The 14,657-nt window shown below is 73.3% G+C and carries 15 protein-coding genes; 10 read left to right on the forward strand and 5 right to left on the reverse strand.

From position 1 onward, the window contains the following. Positions 1-99 precede the first annotated feature (99 nt). Entirely contained in the window at positions 100-1,152 is a 1,053-nt protein-coding gene (locus ACWEJ6_RS06305) for a P1 family peptidase (RefSeq protein ID WP_452421736.1), read from the forward strand. A 50-nt stretch (positions 1,153-1,202) separates the two neighbouring features. Here ACWEJ6_RS06305 and ACWEJ6_RS06310 read toward each other — a convergent pair whose 3' ends face one another. Then, positions 1,203-2,327, reverse strand: coding sequence for an FAD-dependent oxidoreductase (locus tag ACWEJ6_RS06310; RefSeq protein WP_452421738.1), 1,125 nt, complete (start codon positions 2,325-2,327; stop codon positions 1,203-1,205). A gap of 53 nt (positions 2,328-2,380) precedes the next feature. On the opposite strand from ACWEJ6_RS06310, the gene ACWEJ6_RS06315 reads away from it, so the two are divergent. The 6 genes from ACWEJ6_RS06315 (at position 2,381) to ACWEJ6_RS06340 (ending at position 8,580) form a co-directional block, all read left to right on the forward strand. Next, positions 2,381-3,073, forward strand: coding sequence for a TetR/AcrR family transcriptional regulator (locus ACWEJ6_RS06315; RefSeq protein ID WP_452421741.1), 693 nt, complete (start codon positions 2,381-2,383; stop codon positions 3,071-3,073). A 116-nt stretch (positions 3,074-3,189) separates the two neighbouring features. After that, positions 3,190-4,374, forward strand: a complete 1,185-nt coding sequence (locus ACWEJ6_RS06320) for an MFS transporter (RefSeq protein WP_452421743.1) — start codon at positions 3,190-3,192, stop codon at positions 4,372-4,374. A gap of 142 nt (positions 4,375-4,516) precedes the next feature. After that, positions 4,517-5,329 carry a phytanoyl-CoA dioxygenase family protein gene (locus ACWEJ6_RS06325; protein WP_397157054.1) on the forward strand — a complete coding sequence of 271 codons (813 nt, stop codon included), beginning with the start codon at positions 4,517-4,519 and terminating at the stop codon, positions 5,327-5,329. 62 nt (positions 5,330-5,391) lie between these two features. Beyond that, positions 5,392-6,258: an AraC family transcriptional regulator gene (locus tag ACWEJ6_RS06330; protein WP_452421745.1), complete on the forward strand. Its 867-nt coding sequence runs from the start codon at positions 5,392-5,394 to the stop codon at positions 6,256-6,258. Between the two features lie 271 nt (positions 6,259-6,529). Then, the gene (locus ACWEJ6_RS06335) at positions 6,530-8,020 is read left to right on the forward strand and encodes a hypothetical protein (RefSeq protein ID WP_452421747.1); all 1,491 of its coding nucleotides are present in this window, start codon (positions 6,530-6,532) and stop codon (positions 8,018-8,020) included. Continuing rightward, the gene (locus tag ACWEJ6_RS06340) at positions 8,017-8,580 is read left to right on the forward strand and encodes a GNAT family N-acetyltransferase (RefSeq protein WP_452421749.1); all 564 of its coding nucleotides are present in this window, start codon (positions 8,017-8,019) and stop codon (positions 8,578-8,580) included. Before ACWEJ6_RS06335 ends, ACWEJ6_RS06340 begins: the two co-directional genes overlap by 4 nt. Before the next feature lie 71 nt (positions 8,581-8,651). On the opposite strand, the gene ACWEJ6_RS06345 is transcribed toward ACWEJ6_RS06340, so the two are convergent. Further along, on the reverse strand, positions 8,652-9,509 hold the full coding sequence (locus ACWEJ6_RS06345) for a helix-turn-helix domain-containing protein (RefSeq protein ID WP_452421751.1): 858 nt from the start codon (positions 9,507-9,509) through the stop codon (positions 8,652-8,654). Positions 9,510-9,603: 94 nt separating this feature from the next. Here ACWEJ6_RS06345 and ACWEJ6_RS06350 point away from each other — a divergent pair, with 94 nt between their 5' ends. The 3 genes from ACWEJ6_RS06350 to ACWEJ6_RS06360 all read left to right on the forward strand — a co-directional run bounded on the left by ACWEJ6_RS06350 (position 9,604) and on the right by ACWEJ6_RS06360 (position 11,378). Continuing rightward, positions 9,604-10,284 carry a polymer-forming cytoskeletal protein gene (locus ACWEJ6_RS06350; protein ID WP_452421753.1) on the forward strand — a complete coding sequence of 227 codons (681 nt, stop codon included), beginning with the start codon at positions 9,604-9,606 and terminating at the stop codon, positions 10,282-10,284. A gap of 217 nt (positions 10,285-10,501) precedes the next feature. Beyond that, positions 10,502-11,047, forward strand: coding sequence for a cysteine hydrolase family protein (locus ACWEJ6_RS06355; RefSeq protein WP_358287058.1), 546 nt, complete (start codon positions 10,502-10,504; stop codon positions 11,045-11,047). A gap of 49 nt (positions 11,048-11,096) precedes the next feature. After that, positions 11,097-11,378 carry a GntR family transcriptional regulator gene (locus ACWEJ6_RS06360; RefSeq protein WP_452421755.1) on the forward strand — a complete coding sequence of 94 codons (282 nt, stop codon included), beginning with the start codon at positions 11,097-11,099 and terminating at the stop codon, positions 11,376-11,378. Positions 11,379-11,684: 306 nt separating this feature from the next. Here the strand turns inward: ACWEJ6_RS06360 and ACWEJ6_RS06365 are convergent, their stop codons facing one another. From ACWEJ6_RS06365 to ACWEJ6_RS06375, 3 genes are read right to left on the reverse strand one after another with little or no spacing between them, the layout of a single operon-like run. Beyond that, a complete protein-coding gene (locus ACWEJ6_RS06365; RefSeq protein WP_452421757.1) occupies positions 11,685-12,848 on the reverse strand; it encodes an aminotransferase class V-fold PLP-dependent enzyme in 1,164 nt (387 codons plus the stop codon). 11 nt (positions 12,849-12,859) lie between these two features. Then, a complete protein-coding gene (locus ACWEJ6_RS06370) occupies positions 12,860-14,272 on the reverse strand; it encodes an aminopeptidase P family protein (protein ID WP_452421759.1) in 1,413 nt (470 codons plus the stop codon). Continuing rightward, positions 14,272-14,562, reverse strand: coding sequence for a DUF2218 domain-containing protein (locus ACWEJ6_RS06375; RefSeq protein ID WP_387674685.1), 291 nt, complete (start codon positions 14,560-14,562; stop codon positions 14,272-14,274). The genes ACWEJ6_RS06370 and ACWEJ6_RS06375 overlap by 1 nt, the downstream gene beginning before the upstream one ends. Positions 14,563-14,657: the final 95 nt, after the last annotated feature.

Genomic DNA, 14,657 nt, shown 5'->3' on the forward strand with positions numbered 1-14,657 from the left:
CTCCGACCAGGTCTCCCGCGAGGGGACGGAAGGGCTCCGAGCCTATCGGTCGCCGAGGGGCACGCGTCGCCGGAGCGGAGCCCCGACAATGGGAACATCATGGACAATCACCTCACCGCAGCCACGAGGGGACGCGCGCGGGCGCGCGAACTGGGCGTCGTCGTCGGCGCACTGCCGACCGGGCCGTTGAACGCGATCACCGACGTCGAAGGCGTCCTGGTCGGCCACACCACCCTCGACGACGGCGCCGACCTGCACACCGGGGTCACCGCCGTCGTCCCCCGTCAGCTCACCGCCGAAGGGCGGGCGCTGCCCGCGGCCGTGTACGCCGGCAACGGATACGGCAAACTGGTCGGCTCCACCCAGATCGACGAGCTCGGCGTGCTGGAGTCGCCCGTCGTGCTGACCGCCACGCTGTCGGCGTTCCGGGCGGCGGACGCGCTGCTCACCTACCTGATGGACCGCAGCCCGGAGGGCATCTCCTTCAACCCGGTCGTGGGCGAGACCAACGACGGCTACCTGTCCGACATCCGGCGCCGCCCGATCACCGAGCGGCACGTGCTGGACGCGCTGGAAGGTGCGTCCGGCGGGCTGCCCGCCGAAGGGTGCGTGGGAGCGGGCACCGGGACGACGGCGCTGGGCTACAAGGCGGGCATCGGCACCTCGTCCCGGCGGCCGGTGGCCGAGGGGGCCGCGGTGACGGTCGGGGCGCTCGTCCAGGCGAACTTCGGCGGCGTGCTGACCGTGGGGGGCGTCCCGATGCCGGTCGAGGAGCTCGTCCCGGGAGCCACCGGCGAGGAGCCCATCGGCAACTCCTGCATGATCGTGGTGGCCACCGACGCGCCGCTCGACGCGCGTCAGCTCGCCCGCCTGGCCCGCCGGGCGATCTTCGCCATGGGGCGCGTCGGGGCGTCGTACTCCAACGGGAGCGGCGACTACGCCATCGCCTTCAGCACCGCGTCGCCGGAGCTCCCGCGCCTGCCCGACGCCGGCCTGAACCCGCTGTTCGCCGCGGTCATGGACGCGGTGGAGGAGGCGCTGCTCAACTCGCTGTTCACCGCGACGACCACCACCGGCGTCCGCGGCCGGACCCGTCACGCCGTTCCGTACGATCGGCTGCCGCGGACCGGCGCGGGAGAGCCGGTCGGCTAGCTGTTCCGTCCCGTGAGGTGGGGCACGCGGCCGGCGGGTGGGCAAGCCGGTCAGGACGCCTGGACCTCGTCGAAGACGGCGATGGCTGTGGCGGGATCCGGGCCGACGAGACGTTCCAGGCCGTCCGCCGTCATCTTCGCCCACCTGCCGGCCCGTTCCCACATCCGTTCCTCGAAGGCGCGGACGGCCTCGTCCGGATCGCCGGGGCCGGCGGCAAGGGCCTCGGCGAGCTCGGCGCCCTCCAGCATCGCCAGGTTCGCGCCCACCCCCAAGGGCGGCATCAGGTGGGCGGCGTCCCCCAGGAGCGTCACCCCGGGGACGTGGGCCCAGGTGTGGGAGACGGGCAGGACGTAGAGGGGGCGGTCGGCGAACGCGGTGCCGCGGCGCAGGAGGTCGAGCACGGGGTCGGCCCAGCCCTCGAACAGCGCCAGCAGGCGGGACCGCACGGCTTCGGCGCCGTCCGAGCCCGTGCCGGTGTCCGCGTGCCGGTTCAGCGGCGCGCGGAACTGGGCGTACACCTTGACGTGGCCGCCGCTGTTGCGCTGGGCGACGATGGCCCGGTTCACGCCGTAGACGGCCACGGAGCCGTCGCCGATCAGCCGGGCGAGGTCCGGGTGGCGGGTGTCGACGTCGTCGAGGGAGGTCTCGACCGCGGTGACGCCGGTGTACTGCGGCGTCGCGGCAGAAAGCGCCGGGCGGACCCGGGACCAGGCCCCGTCCGCGCCGACCACGAGGTCGAACGTCTCCTGCCGCCCGTCGGCGAAGCGGAGCAGCACGCCGTCCCGCGTTCCGGGCGTCACCTCCGTCACGGCGTGCCCCCATCGGACGTCCAGGGAGTCGAGCAGCAGGTCGCGAAGCTGCCCGCGGTCGATCTCCGGATTGGCCCGGACGTCCGGACGGGGCCGCCAGTCGCGCAGCATGGTCCCGTCGGGGGCCAGGATGCGCATGGCCTGCCCCTCGGGACGGGACAGCGCCTGGAACTCGGCCAGCAGCCCCGCCTTGTCCAGCGCGCGCTGGCCCATCCCCTCGTGCAGGTCGATCGTGCCGCCCGGAGGATGGGCGTCGGGCGCGGCATCGCGTTCGAAGACGGTGACGGGATGGCCGTGACGGTGCAGGACGCGGGCGAAGGTGAGGCCCGCGGGGCCGCCTCCCACCACGGCGATACGTTGTCTCATGTCGATACACTGTATTGCTGCAATACGCCGTATCGCAACAGTACGATGTATCCATGACTGTGTGGGACCGTCCGGAGCCGCCGACCCGCCCCGCGCCGCTCGACCGGCAGCGGATCGTCGCCGCGGCCGTCGCGCTGGCCGACGAGGGCGGGCTGGAGGCGGTGTCGTTGCGCAAGGTCGCCGCCCGGCTCGACGTCGGCCCGATGCGGCTGTACGGATACATCTCCACCAAGGAGGAGCTGTTCGACCTCATGGTGGACGAGGTCCACGCCGAGATCCTGCCCGACGGGCCGCCCGGCGACTGGCGGGAGGCGCTGCGCGGCCACGCGGTCCGCACCAGGCAGGCCGCCCTCCGCCACGAATGGCTGGCCGACCTGCTCGGCGGCCGTCCGAGCCTGGGCCCGAACGCCCTCGCCGTGACCGAACGCACGCTGGCCGCCCTCGACGGCCTCGCCCACCTCGACACCGTCATGCACGCCGTGCAGACCGTCGGCGCGTACCTGACCGGCGCGATCAGGCGCGAGATCGCGCAGCTGCGGGCCGAGCGCGCCACGGGCCTGTCCAAGCTCGACTGGCAGCGCGCCTACGGCCCGCACGTGAGCCGGATGCTGGCCACGGGCCGCTACCCCACGCTGGCCAAGTTCGTGCACGACGGCACGGAGGTGGCCGCCGAGGAGTCCTTCGCGACCGGCCTGGAGTGGGTCCTCGACGCCGTGGCCGCCAGACTCGACCGGCCGCAGGCGTGACGCCCCCCGCGCCGCCTTCCGGGCCGCCCGCCACACCGCCCCCCGGGCCGCCTTCCGGGCCGCCCGCCACACCGCCCCCCGGACCGCCTTCCGGGGAGCCCACCACACCGCCCCCTGTGCCGCCTTCCGGTTCCGCCGCGGCGGCGCGCGCGGCGGCGGGCCGGCGGATGTGGCCGCTGTACGCGGCCGGGTTCACCACCGCGTTCGGCGCGCACGGCATCGCCGCCAACCTCGGCGGGTTCTCCACGGACGCGGTCACCTCGCTGCTCGTCCTCGGCGGCCTGCTGGCCCTGTACGACGGCGCCGAGGTGCTGCTCAAGCCCCTGTTCGGCAGCCTCGCCGACCGCGTAGGCGCCCGTCCGGTGCTGGTGGGCGGGCTGGTGGCGTTCGCGGTCGCCTCCGGCCTGTACGTCGTCGCCGACAGCCCCGGCTGGTTGTGGGCCGCCCGCCTGGGCCAGGGAGCGGCGGCCTCGGCGTTCTCACCGTCGGCCTCGGCGCTGGTGGCCAGGCTCAACCCGGCCGCCAAGCTCGGCCGGGCCTTCGGCGGCTACGGCTTCTGGAAGTCGATCGGCTACACCCTGGGCCCGCTGCTGGGCGGTGTGCTGGTGTGGGCCGGCGGCCTGCGGCTGCTGTTCGCGGTTCTGACCGTGCTGGGCGCGGCGGTCGCCGTGTGGGCCGCGCTGGCCGTGCCCGCGGTGCCGCCGCTGCCCAAGGTCCGCCAGACGGTGCTGGACCTGGCGCGGCGCCTGGCCGATCCGGCCTTCCTCGCGCCGACCGCCGCGCTGGCCGGGGCCACCGCCGCGCTGTCGGTCGGCGTGGGCTTCCTGCCCGTGTCCGGCCGGGCCGCCGAGCTGGGCACGGTCGCGACCGGCGCGGCGGTGTCCGTCCTGGCGGCGTGCGCGGCGGTGGTCCAGCCCAGGGCCGGGCGGGCCCTCGACGAAGAGCGTCTGTCGACCCGTACCGGCCTGCTGGGCGGGCTGCTGGTCACCGCGGCCGGGCTGGCCTGCGCCATGCTGCCCGGCCTGGCCGGCATCCTGTCGGCCGCCGTGCTGATCGGGGCCGGGACGGGGCTCATCACCCCGCTCGGTTTCGCCGCCCTCGCCGCCCGCACCCCGGCCGAACGCATGGGCCAGACCATGGGCGCCGCCGAACTGGGCCGGGAGCTGGGCGACGCCGGCGGCCCGCTGCTCGTGGCCGGCGTCGCCACCCTGGCCTCGCTCACCTACGGTTACGCGGCCCTCGCACTCCTGCTCGCCGCCGGCCCGCTCGTCGCCCTCACCCTGCGCCGCCGCACCCATTGAAGAACCGCCACGCCGGCGATCCCTCGCCGGGGTGTCCCACAGCATGGCCCCCACGAGCCCGTGCCGGCTCAGTCTCATACCCGACAAAGGTGGTACGGAAGATGTCGGGCCACCGGGGCCGGTGTGGTCGCAGGCTGGTGGCATGAATGACACGACCTTGGTATCCCGTTTCCTCCGCGACGGCTTCGTGAAACTGGAGGGAGCCGTCGCGCCGCGCGTGGCCGCAGACTGCGCGCGGCTGCTGTGGCGGGAGACGGGTTGCGACCCCGACGACCCGTCGACGTGGACGCAGCCCGTGCACTGGGTGGGCGGCATGGCGCAGGGGCCGTTCGCCGCCGCGCCCAACTCCCCCTTCCTGCACCACGCGTACGACCTGCTCGTCGGCGCGGGCCGCTGGGAGCCGCGCTACTCGCTCGGCACGTTCCCGCTGCGCTTCCCCCACGAGGACGAGCCGGAGGACGCGGGCTGGCACATCGAGGGCAGCTACCTGCCGGAGGGCGAGACCTGGTACTTCACGAATCTGCGCTCCCAGGGACGGGCGCTGTTGATGCTGTTCCTGTTCAGCGAGGTCGGCGAGGAGGACGCCCCGACCCGGATCCGGGTCGGCTCACACCTCGACGTGCCGAAGGTGCTGGAGAAGTACGGAGAGGACGGGGCGAGCGGGCTGACCCTCGCGCCCGACGTGGTGGCGGCGTCCGACCACCGGCCACTCGCCCTCGCCACCGGGTCCCCGGGCGACGTCTTCCTGTGCCATCCGTTCCTGGTGCACGCCGCGCAACCGCACCATGGGGTGCGACCGCGCTTCATGGCCCAGCCGCCGCTGATGCCGGCCGCGCCGTACGAACTGGAGCGGGCTGACGGTGCGTACTCGCCCGTGGAGATCGCGATCCGCCGGGGCCTGGGACGGGACACCCCCGGTCCGGACGGGGACGGCGCCGGCAGCAGCGCCGGGTAGACCTGCTTCACGGCTATCGTCGGCAAGATGGCCGTGAAGAGGGACGAGGACGGAGGCCAGCCATGCTGGAGCGGCTGAACCAGGCCCTGGAGCACATCGAGCGCCATCTCGACCAGGCCATCGACATGGAGCAGCTGGCACGCATCGCGGCCACCTCCGAGCACCACCTGCGCCGGATGTTCTCCGCCCTTGCGGGCATGCCGCTGTCGGAGTACGTCCGGCGTCGTCGGCTCACCCTCGCGGGCGCCGAAGTGCTCGCGGGGCGTGAAACGCTGCTGGAGATCGCGGTGCGCTACGGCTACGGCTCCGGTGAGGCGTTCGCGCGGGCGTTCCGTGCCATGCACGGCATCGGACCAGGCGAGGCCCGGCGTACCGGCGCCGCACTCAACTCCCAGTCCCGGATGGTCTTCCGTCTCGTCATCGAAGGGAGAAGCAGCATGCGGTACCGCGTCGTGGACAAGGCGGACTTCACCGTCGTCGGGTTCAAGACCCGGGTACCGCTGGTGCACGCGGGCCCGAACCAGGCGATCATGGACTTCGTCCGTGGGATCGACGCACAGACTCTGGAGCGCCTGGAGAAGCTGTCGGACCAGGAGCCGCACGGCATCGTCGCGGTCTGCGACGACATGGACCCCAGCCGCGCCGAGGGCACCGAACTCGACTACCACCATGGCGTGATCACCTCCGCGGCCGCTCCGGAGGGCACGACCACGCTGGACGTCCCGGCCGGTACGTGGGCGGTCTTCACCACCTCCGGGCCGGCGCCACAGGCCATCCAGGAGCTGTGGCGGGACGTGTTCACCGAATGGTTCCCGTCGAACCCGTACCGCACCCGCACCGGTCCCGAGATCCTGCGCATCCACCTGTCGCCGGACAAGACCGAGGCCGACGCCGAACTGTGGCTCCCGGTGGAACCCGAGCACAGCTGAACACCGCGGCCCCCGGACAGCCGGGCCTCAAACCTCGCGCTCGTTCGCGAGGCCGGAGCCAGACCTGCCCAAGACCGCGCCTTCATGTGCCGGCCCCTGCCCCCAGGGAGCGCGTTAGCAGACGTCGAGGTAGCCCCGCACGCAGGCGCAGATCAACGCCGCTTCGCGTCCGGACCCCGAAGGGCCGCCGCGACAGCGAGGCGGCCCTGTGACAGCGGGGTGACAGGCGTCGTTCGGGGCGTGTTAGGCGCTGATCCCTATAACCGTTGGCATGTCGATCACCGACCTCCTACGCCGGGAATGGGCCGCGTTCCGCCGTCCCGGCCGCCTGACCGCCCTTGCCGTCGCGGTCCTCGCCGTCATCGGGCTGGGCCTGTTGTCGGCGTCCGGGAGCCGTTCCTCCTGCGACGGCCCCTGCCCCGCCACCCCCGTGGCCGCCGACGGCTCCGCCGTCGGCGACACGTTCTGGTTCCTGCACCGCAGCCTGGGCCGCCAAGGCGCCATCACGGTCCGGATGACGTCCATGACCGGGACGATCACCTACCCCCCGCCGAACCACGACAGCATCGTCGCCGGTCTGGTGCCCTGGGCCAAGGCCGGGATCATCGTCAAGGACGGCACGCGCCAGGGCTCCCGCTACGCGGCCCTGGCCATGACCGGCGCCCACGGCGTGCGCTTCCAGTACGACTACCGGCACGACGTGGCGGGCAGCCGCGACCGGCTCCCCCGCTGGCTGCGCCTGACCCGCTCCGGCGACACCATCACCGGCGCCGAGTCCGCCGACGGCAACCGTTGGCACACCGTCGGCACGGCGACGCTGGCCGGGCTGCCGGACACCGTGCGGGTCGGCCTGTTCGCCACCTCACCCGGCGACCTCACGCTCCGCGAGACCGGCCTCGGCGGCGCGGTGGAGGAGTCGCGGTTCACCCAGGCCGTCGGCGTCTTCGACCACGTCACCGTCGAGGGCGGCGACGGCGGCTGGGTCAGTGAACCCGTCGGTCAGATGAACCAGACCGACTGGGAGAAGTACCACAATCCCTCCGGAGCCGTGCGGAAGGGCGAGGTCGTCACGGTCAGCGGCACCGGCGACATCGGGCCACTCGGCGAGGACAGCCCGCGCGTCGTCGAGAACCTCCTGGCCGGGCTGGTGCTCGCGCTCGCCGTCGTGCTCGTGGTGGCGGCCCGCCTCGGCTCGCGCACCGCCCGGGAGGCGGCCCCGCGGCGGGTGGTCGCCGCCCGCGCGGCCGTCGCAGGGGTGGCCGCCTTCGTGACCGGGCTGGTCGCCGCGGGGGTGGCCCTGCCGGTGGGCCTCGCGATCATGAAGGGGAACGGCGTGCCGGCGCAACCGCTGCCGCTGCTCACCGGGGCGCGGGTGATCGCCGGCGCCGGCCTGGTGCTCGCGCTCGGCGCCGTCCTCGCGTACGGGCTGGGCGTGTGGCTGCGCCGGACGGCGGTCCTCGTCACGCTCGCGCTGGTCGCGCTGCCGTACGGCCTGACGGCGTTCCCGCTGCTGCCCGACGCCGTCGCCGGCTGGCTGCTGCGGCTGACCCCGGCGGCGGGCTTCGCCGTGCTGCAGACGCGGGTGGAGTATCCGCAGGTGACCGCCCATTACGCGCCCTCGGCGGGATACTTCCCGCTGCCCGGATGGGCGGGGCTCGCCGTGCTGGGCGCGTACGCGGCGGTCGCGACGTGGTGGGCCCTGCGCCGCGGGGCCGCGCCGGGACCGTCCGCGCCGCCCGGTTCTGGCATCATCGCCGGATGATCCCCATGACGACCGACCGGCTGCTGCTGCGTCTGCCGGACGACGACGACCTCGCCCCCTTCACCGCCATGAACGCCGATCCCGAGGTCATGCGGTACATCGGCGACGGTTCCGTCCTGCCGCCGGACCCGGACCGCACGGCGGCGTGGATCGCGCGCGCCCGGCGGGAATGGCAGGAGAGCGGGCACGGCCCGCTCTCCGTCGTCGTGCGCGAGACCGGGCTGACGGCCGGCTGGGTCACCCTGGCGGTGCCCGCGTTCCTCCCCGAGATCCTGCCCGCCGTGGAGATCGGCTGGCGGCTCGGACGAGCGTACTGGGGCAACGGCTACGCCACCGAGGCGGCCGGACGGCTGCTGCGGTTCGGGTTCGCCGAGTGCGGCCTCGACCGGATCGTCAGCATCCGTCACGTGGACAACCAGCGGTCCCGCCGGGTGATGGACAAGCTCGGCCTGCGGTTCGCGTTCGAGACGGTGGTCCCGGGCCACGGACGGCCGGTCGCCGTGCACGAGATCACCAGAGCCGCCCACGAGGAGCCGGCACCTCACCCGCGCCTGCCGTAGACGCCGGCTGGCGGTTCCTGCGCCGCCATCCCCTGCGCTGCGCCTGGTCGGCGGCGGCCGGGCATGAGCCGCTAGGCGAGGTCACGGGGAGGCCCGGAGGGCCAGGCGACGTCGTCCACCGCGAGGAACGGCGAGAGCGCGACCGTGGCCGGCGTCACCCCCGCGAAGGTCATGACGTCCCTGTGCAGGTGCGACTGGTCGGCGTAACCGCTCTCGGCCGCCACCAGGGCGGCCCGCTCACCGGCGGCCAGACGGTGGGCCGCCTGGTCGAAGCGGATGAGCCGGGCGACCCGCTTGGGCGTGAGGCCGACCTGGGCGCGAAACCGGGCCCACAGGCGCTTGCGGCTCCAGCCGGCCTCGGCGGCGAGCCGCTCGACGGGCACCCGCCCGCCGCTGGCCGCCATCCGCCGCCACGAGAAGGCGACCTCCGGATCGGCGGCCCGGCCCTCGTCGGCCCGCCTGGCCAGCGCGTCCCGCGCGATCGCGAACCGGTCCTCCCATGACCGGGCGGCCCGCAGCCGCTCCTGGACGCGTTCGGCCTCGCGCCCCCAGAGGTCGTCGAGCGCGACCACCGTGCCGCTCAGTTCGGCGGACGCGCCCAGGACGGCGTGCGCCGCCATCGGCGACAACCGGATCTGCAGGCACTCCATCCGGCGGGTCAGGCCGCTCCCTCGCACCTGCCGGGGCGCGAGGCCGGCGACGACGCGTCCGAGTTGCCGGGAGCCGCGGTCGTCCTCGATGACGAACGGCTCGTCGCCGAGGTCGAAGAGCAGGGTGACCGCAGGGTGCGGGACCAGGGCGAGGTCGCGGAACTCGTTGGCCCGGTCGCTGAATCCCGCCATGACGACCCCGGGCAGGCCGCCGGGCCGCGACGGGACGGTGATCTCCCATCCGGGCACATGACCGCGAACCGGCACAACTGACCGCACCCCGCCATCGTACGAGCCCCGCGCCGCGGGTGATCTCGGCGGCCGGGACCACACCCGGCGAACACCACCCGGCTGGATTGCTAGGGTCACGCGCATGCGATCGACGTATCTCGCCTGGGACGATGCGGTTGACCTGTTCGAGCGGCGCGGCCTGCCGAAGGAGACGTACGGGAACCTGTACGAGGAGGAGTACATCCTCGTGCCCGGTCCCGCCACGGTGAGCGGCGAACTCCCCCTCGACGAGCACGAGCGCACGCCGTGGCGCGAGCACGCCCCCGACGCCGCGACCGGCTACATCGTGGACGGCGACCTGGTCGTCGACGGGAACGTGACCGACGTGGACGACGGCTCCGCCGCGCTGATCGTCCTGGGCGACCTGCGGGCGCGGAACGTCTACCTGGCCGGCGACGCCAAGCTGGTCGTGCGCGGCCACGTGACGGCCGAGACGTTCGTCGGCGACATGACCGACAAGCTGGTGATGATCCATGGCGACCTGCGCACCACCGTCTCGATCTTCTGGAACGAGTTCTGCCCCGACCTGGTCGCCGGCACCCTGCGCGGCAGGACCCTCACGCCGGCCTACCTCGACCTGTCCGACGCCGACGTCGGCGCCCTGGCCGACCCGTCGCCCGAGGTCCCGCTCAGCCGCCTCCTCGTGCCGGAACTGCTGATCAGCGGCGCCCCCGGCCCCGACGACCTGCCCGAGATCGGCGTCCGCGGCGACGTCCTGCGCGACCGCCTGCTGTCCGGCCTGCCCCTCACGATCGCAGGATGAGCTCCGCACGCCGATCGCGCATGACAGGCGTTTCCGCTAGGCAGATCCTCCATGGCAGGTGACGTAACCCCTTGATCGGCGCAATTCCGGCGCGCCGGAAGGCCGTCGCCGTCACGCTCCGGTTGCTGATATCTCAACTCTTGCCTACTGTGATCCCAGTTTGACCGGAGGGGACGCGGGCCGTCGCGCCCGCCGGAAACACTGGACGGAGAATGTCGTGACCACTGCACTCATCATCGGCGACCTCCAGCGGGGCATCACGGGCGGTTACCCGTTCGCCCAGCAGGTCGTGCCGCCGCTCACCGAACTGCTGCCCCGCGCCAGGGCGGCCGGCGTCCTGGTGGTGTTCGTGCACTTCGCGTTCCGGGCCAACGGGGCGGACGTGCCGCCCGGCAGCGCGCTGATGAAGTCGTTCTTCGAGGCCGGCGACGCCTTCCACGAGGGGTCGGCCGGAACCGAGCTCGCCCTGCCGGTCGCCGACGAGGACGTCGTCGTGCTGAAGCGCCGCGCCAGCGCGTTCGCCGGGACCGACCTCGACCTCGTGCTCCGCGCGCGGGGCGTCACCACTGTGGCGGTCGCCGGGGTCGCCACCAGTGCGATGGTGGCCGCGACCTGCTACGACGCGGCCGACCGCGGCTACCAGGTGACCGTGCTGAGCGACGGCTGCGGCGACGGCGATCCGGCCCTGCACGACTTCTTCGTGGACGCCGTCTTCCCGAGCCGGGGGTTCGAAGTGGTGTCGTGCGACAAGTGGCAAGTCTGATCGCGGACGGGCGGGAGGCGTCCCGGCCGCTCCACCGCGTGACCGCGCGATGGCTCACCTGCCCGCGTTGCTGCTGGTCGGCCAGGAGGTCACCGGCCTCGACCGCGCCGGCCAGGCGTACCGGGCGATCCGGCGTCAGATCATCGACCTGACGCCGCCGCCGGGCAGCGGCTTCAGCGAGGCGTCGCTCGCGCGGCAGTGGCAGATGAGCAAGACGCCGGTGCGCGACGCCCGGGCCCGCCTGCGGCGCGACGGGCTCGTGGACGCGCTGCCGCGCGCCGCGGCGTCGAGGGCCCGGCGCTGGTGCGGGTGCTGCGGATGGCCGCGTTGATCGCTCCGGAGGTGGCGAGCCCGCCCGGGGAGCTGGCGGGCGTCCACGAGCGCCTGCGCGCCCGGGACGCGGACGGCGCCCGCGAGGCCATGCGCGGCCGGTGCGAGCGCGTGCGCCGGGACGTGTTGCGGGTCCTGACCAAGAGCACCTCCGTCAGCCGGGCCGGCATCGAGATGCCATCCCAGACGTGGGCCCATCGCTCGGGACGACGCGACCGGGCTCGTGGAAACACTGTTCACGGTCAGCCGTGGGCGGTGGCGCCGGTTATGAGGTACATCAAGGACTCCTGGTTTCAGAACGAAGCACTCAGTTCCGACGCTGTAAGGCGGCGCAGAGCGCGTCGACCTCCTCGTCGGTGTTGTAGTAGTGCACCGACGCCCGCACCACGGCGGCCAGGCCACGCCCGCCCAGGTCGTAGCGGGCGGACGTGACCGCGGACACGCTGGTGTTGATCCCGGCCGCGCTCAGGCGGCGGTGCACGTCGGCAGCGGACTCGCCGTCGACGGTGAAGGTGACGATCCCGCACAGCCGCTGCCCCCGGTCCTGAACGGTCACCCGAGGCAGCTCCCCCAGCCGCCGCCGCAGCCGGGCGGCCAACGCGGTGACGCGCTCCGCGATCGCCTCGACGCCCCAGCTCAGGGCGTAGTCCACCGCGACGCCGAGGCCGATCTTGGCCGCGTAGTTGGCCTCCCAGTTCTCGAACCTGCGCGCGCCTGAACGGATCTCGTAGGTGTCCTGGCCGGTCCAGGTGGCAGCGTGCAGGTCGAGGAAGGGCGGTTCCAAGGTGTCGGCGAGCCGCTCGGAGACGTAGAGGAAACCCGTGCCGCGCGGCCCGCGCAGGAACTTGCGGCCGGTGGCCGACAGCAGGTCGCAGCCGAGCTTCCGCACATCGACCGGGAGTTGCCCGACGGACTGGCAGGCGTCGAGCAGGAACGGTACGCCCGCGGCGCGGGTCAGCCGGCCGATCTCGGCCGCGGGGTTGACCAGTCCGCTCTGGGTCGGGACGTGGGTGACGGCCACGAGCTTGACGTCGGCGGCGAGCCGCCGCTCCAGGTCGCGCACCGACAACTGGCCGTGCTCGTCGTCGTCGACCACCTCGACCCGAGCGCCGGTACGGCTCGCGACCTGCAGGAAGGCGATCACGTTGCTGGCGTACTCGGCGCGGGAGGTCAGGATCCTGTCCCCCGGTCCGAAGCGCAGCGCGTAGAAGGCCATGTCCCAGGCGCGGGTGGCGTTCTCGACCACGGCGATCTCGCCCGGCAGGCAGCCGATCAGCCGGGCGATCGCCTCGTAGACCGCGTTCACCTGCGGAGCCGCGACGGCGGCGGCCTCGTATCCCCCGAGCCGCCCCTCCAGCCGCAGGTGTCCGATGACGGCGTCGAGCACCGGGGCCGGAGCGAGCGCCGCACCGGCGTTGTTGAGGTGCACCACCTCGGCGCATCCCGGGGTGTCGAGGCGGGCACGTGCCACATCCAGGAGACTCACGGCAGTCGAGGTCCCGCCTCGCGCTGGGCGGCGAGCCAGTTCTCCACCTCGTCGGCCCGGCTGGGCAGCGCGCCGGACAGGTTGACCGCGCCTTCCGCGGTGACCAGGATGTCGTCCTCCACCCGGATCCCGATCCCGCGGAGCTCGGCGGGAACCAGATCGTCCTCCGGCTGGAAGTACAGCCCGGGCTCGACGGTCAGCACGTTGCCCGCGCCGAGCTCGCCCCCGCGATAGCGCTCGGGCCGGGCGTTGGCGCAGTCGTGCACGTCGGTGCCCAGCATGTGGCCGAACCCGTGCAGCGTCCACCGCCAGTAGTGCATCGACGCCGGGTCCATCGCCTCGTCGGCGCTCACCTTGAGCACCCCCAACTCGACCAGGCCCTCGGCGAGCGCCCGCATGCAGGTCAGATGGACGTCGGCGAACTTCACCCCCGGTTTGACCGCTGCGATACCGGCCTGCTGGGCGGCGTGCACGATGTCGTAGACCTCGCGCTGGAGCGGGGTGAAGACACCGGAGACCGGCAGGGTGCGGGTGATGTCGGCGGTGTAGAGCTGATGGCCCTCCACTCCCATGTCCATGAGCAGCAACTCGCCGGGCGCGGTGAAGCCGTCGTTGCGCTTCCAGCACAGGATCGTGGCGTGCGCTCCGGCGCAGACGATCGAGCCGTAACCGACGTCGTTGCCGTCGTGCCGGGCGCGCAGCCCGAAGACGCCTTCGATCAGCCTCTCGGACACACCCCGGTCGGCGGGCAGCACCCGGGCGACGTCCTCGAACCCCCGGATGGTGGCGTCCACCGCCTCCTGGAGCCGGCGGATCTCCCACTCGTCCTTGACGAGCTTGAGTTCGGCGATCGCCGCCGCGAGCGCCCGGTCACGGACGTCGTCGGCGGGCACGGCCGCGTCGACCCTGGCGTCGAGCCCGCGCAGCACCCGGGTGCGCCCTGGCACGCATCGCGCCAGGGCGGCGTCGAGGCCGGCCAGCGGGGCGGTGTCGACACCGAGCTCGGTCGTCTTCTCGTCGAGCGTACGGCGGCGCCCGGCCCACAGCTCGCCGGCCCGGTCGCGGAAGAACTCGTCCGTCTCCCGCGAGGAGCGCTGGTGGGTGTAGAGCAGGGCGTCACCGCCCGGTCGCAGGACCAGCACACCGTCGGGGTCGTGGTCGCCGGTGAGGTAGGAGAAGTCGCTTCCCGGGCGGAAGCGGTAGAGGGTGGCATTGGCGCGGATCTTGGCAGGTCCGGTGGGGATGACCAGCGTCTCCCCGGGAAAAGCGCGCGACAGCTCGGCGCGGCGGCGCGCGTGGTGCGGCACGCCCGGTTGGGGACGCACGTCCAGCGGCTGGTCGAGCCAGGCCGCGCGCATGAACTCCAGGAGCCTGGGCGGGAAGTCGGGGTCGTGGGCGGCCTTGGCCATCACCGGCTCCCGGCCCAGTCGACGTGGAGTTCTTCGTGAGCGGCGAAGCGCAGGAGATGCCTGGTGACGACGTCCTGGACGCCGCCCAGCGCGTCGAGGTCCGCGGCCTCGACGACCAGGACGAGCACCCCCTGGCTCGACCGCAATGAGCAGGCGCCCGAGCGGAAGGTGATCGTCGCGCACCCCGGGCCGGTGTGCTCGGCGGCGGCCTTGTGGCCCAGATGGGAGACGAGCTGTTTGGCGTACCGCTCGGGGCGGTCGGTCGCGACGTGTGCCGTGGACACAAGCATGCGCCCTCCAAGTGTTTAGATATGTCGACGCTTTAGGCGCTCGGCAGTCTGCCAACGTCCCGCGCGATTTGTCAAAAGCGTCGACGATCCTCGAC

The organism is Nonomuraea sp. NPDC004702, assembly GCF_053601695.1.

What these genes read in the sequence shown, in the direction of transcription:
- ACWEJ6_RS06305 (WP_452421736.1), top strand. Translation starts at nt 100, where the DNA reads ATGGACAATCACCTCACCGCAGCCACGAGGGGACGCGCGCGGGCGCGC.
- ACWEJ6_RS06340 (WP_452421749.1), top strand. Translation starts at nt 8,017, where the DNA reads ATGATCCCCATGACGACCGACCGGCTGCTGCTGCGTCTGCCGGACGAC.
- ACWEJ6_RS06375 (WP_387674685.1), bottom strand. Translation starts at nt 14,562, where the DNA reads ATGCTTGTGTCCACGGCACACGTCGCGACCGACCGCCCCGAGCGGTAC.
- ACWEJ6_RS06330 (WP_452421745.1), top strand. Translation starts at nt 5,392, where the DNA reads ATGCTGGAGCGGCTGAACCAGGCCCTGGAGCACATCGAGCGCCATCTC.
- ACWEJ6_RS06360 (WP_452421755.1), top strand. Translation starts at nt 11,097, where the DNA reads ATGGCTCACCTGCCCGCGTTGCTGCTGGTCGGCCAGGAGGTCACCGGC.
- ACWEJ6_RS06370 (WP_452421759.1), bottom strand. Translation starts at nt 14,272, where the DNA reads ATGGCCAAGGCCGCCCACGACCCCGACTTCCCGCCCAGGCTCCTGGAG.
- ACWEJ6_RS06315 (WP_452421741.1), top strand. Translation starts at nt 2,381, where the DNA reads ATGACTGTGTGGGACCGTCCGGAGCCGCCGACCCGCCCCGCGCCGCTC.
- ACWEJ6_RS06310 (WP_452421738.1), bottom strand. Translation starts at nt 2,327, where the DNA reads ATGAGACAACGTATCGCCGTGGTGGGAGGCGGCCCCGCGGGCCTCACC.
- ACWEJ6_RS06335 (WP_452421747.1), top strand. Translation starts at nt 6,530, where the DNA reads ATGTCGATCACCGACCTCCTACGCCGGGAATGGGCCGCGTTCCGCCGT.
- ACWEJ6_RS06350 (WP_452421753.1), top strand. Translation starts at nt 9,604, where the DNA reads ATGCGATCGACGTATCTCGCCTGGGACGATGCGGTTGACCTGTTCGAG.
- ACWEJ6_RS06325 (WP_397157054.1), top strand. Translation starts at nt 4,517, where the DNA reads ATGAATGACACGACCTTGGTATCCCGTTTCCTCCGCGACGGCTTCGTG.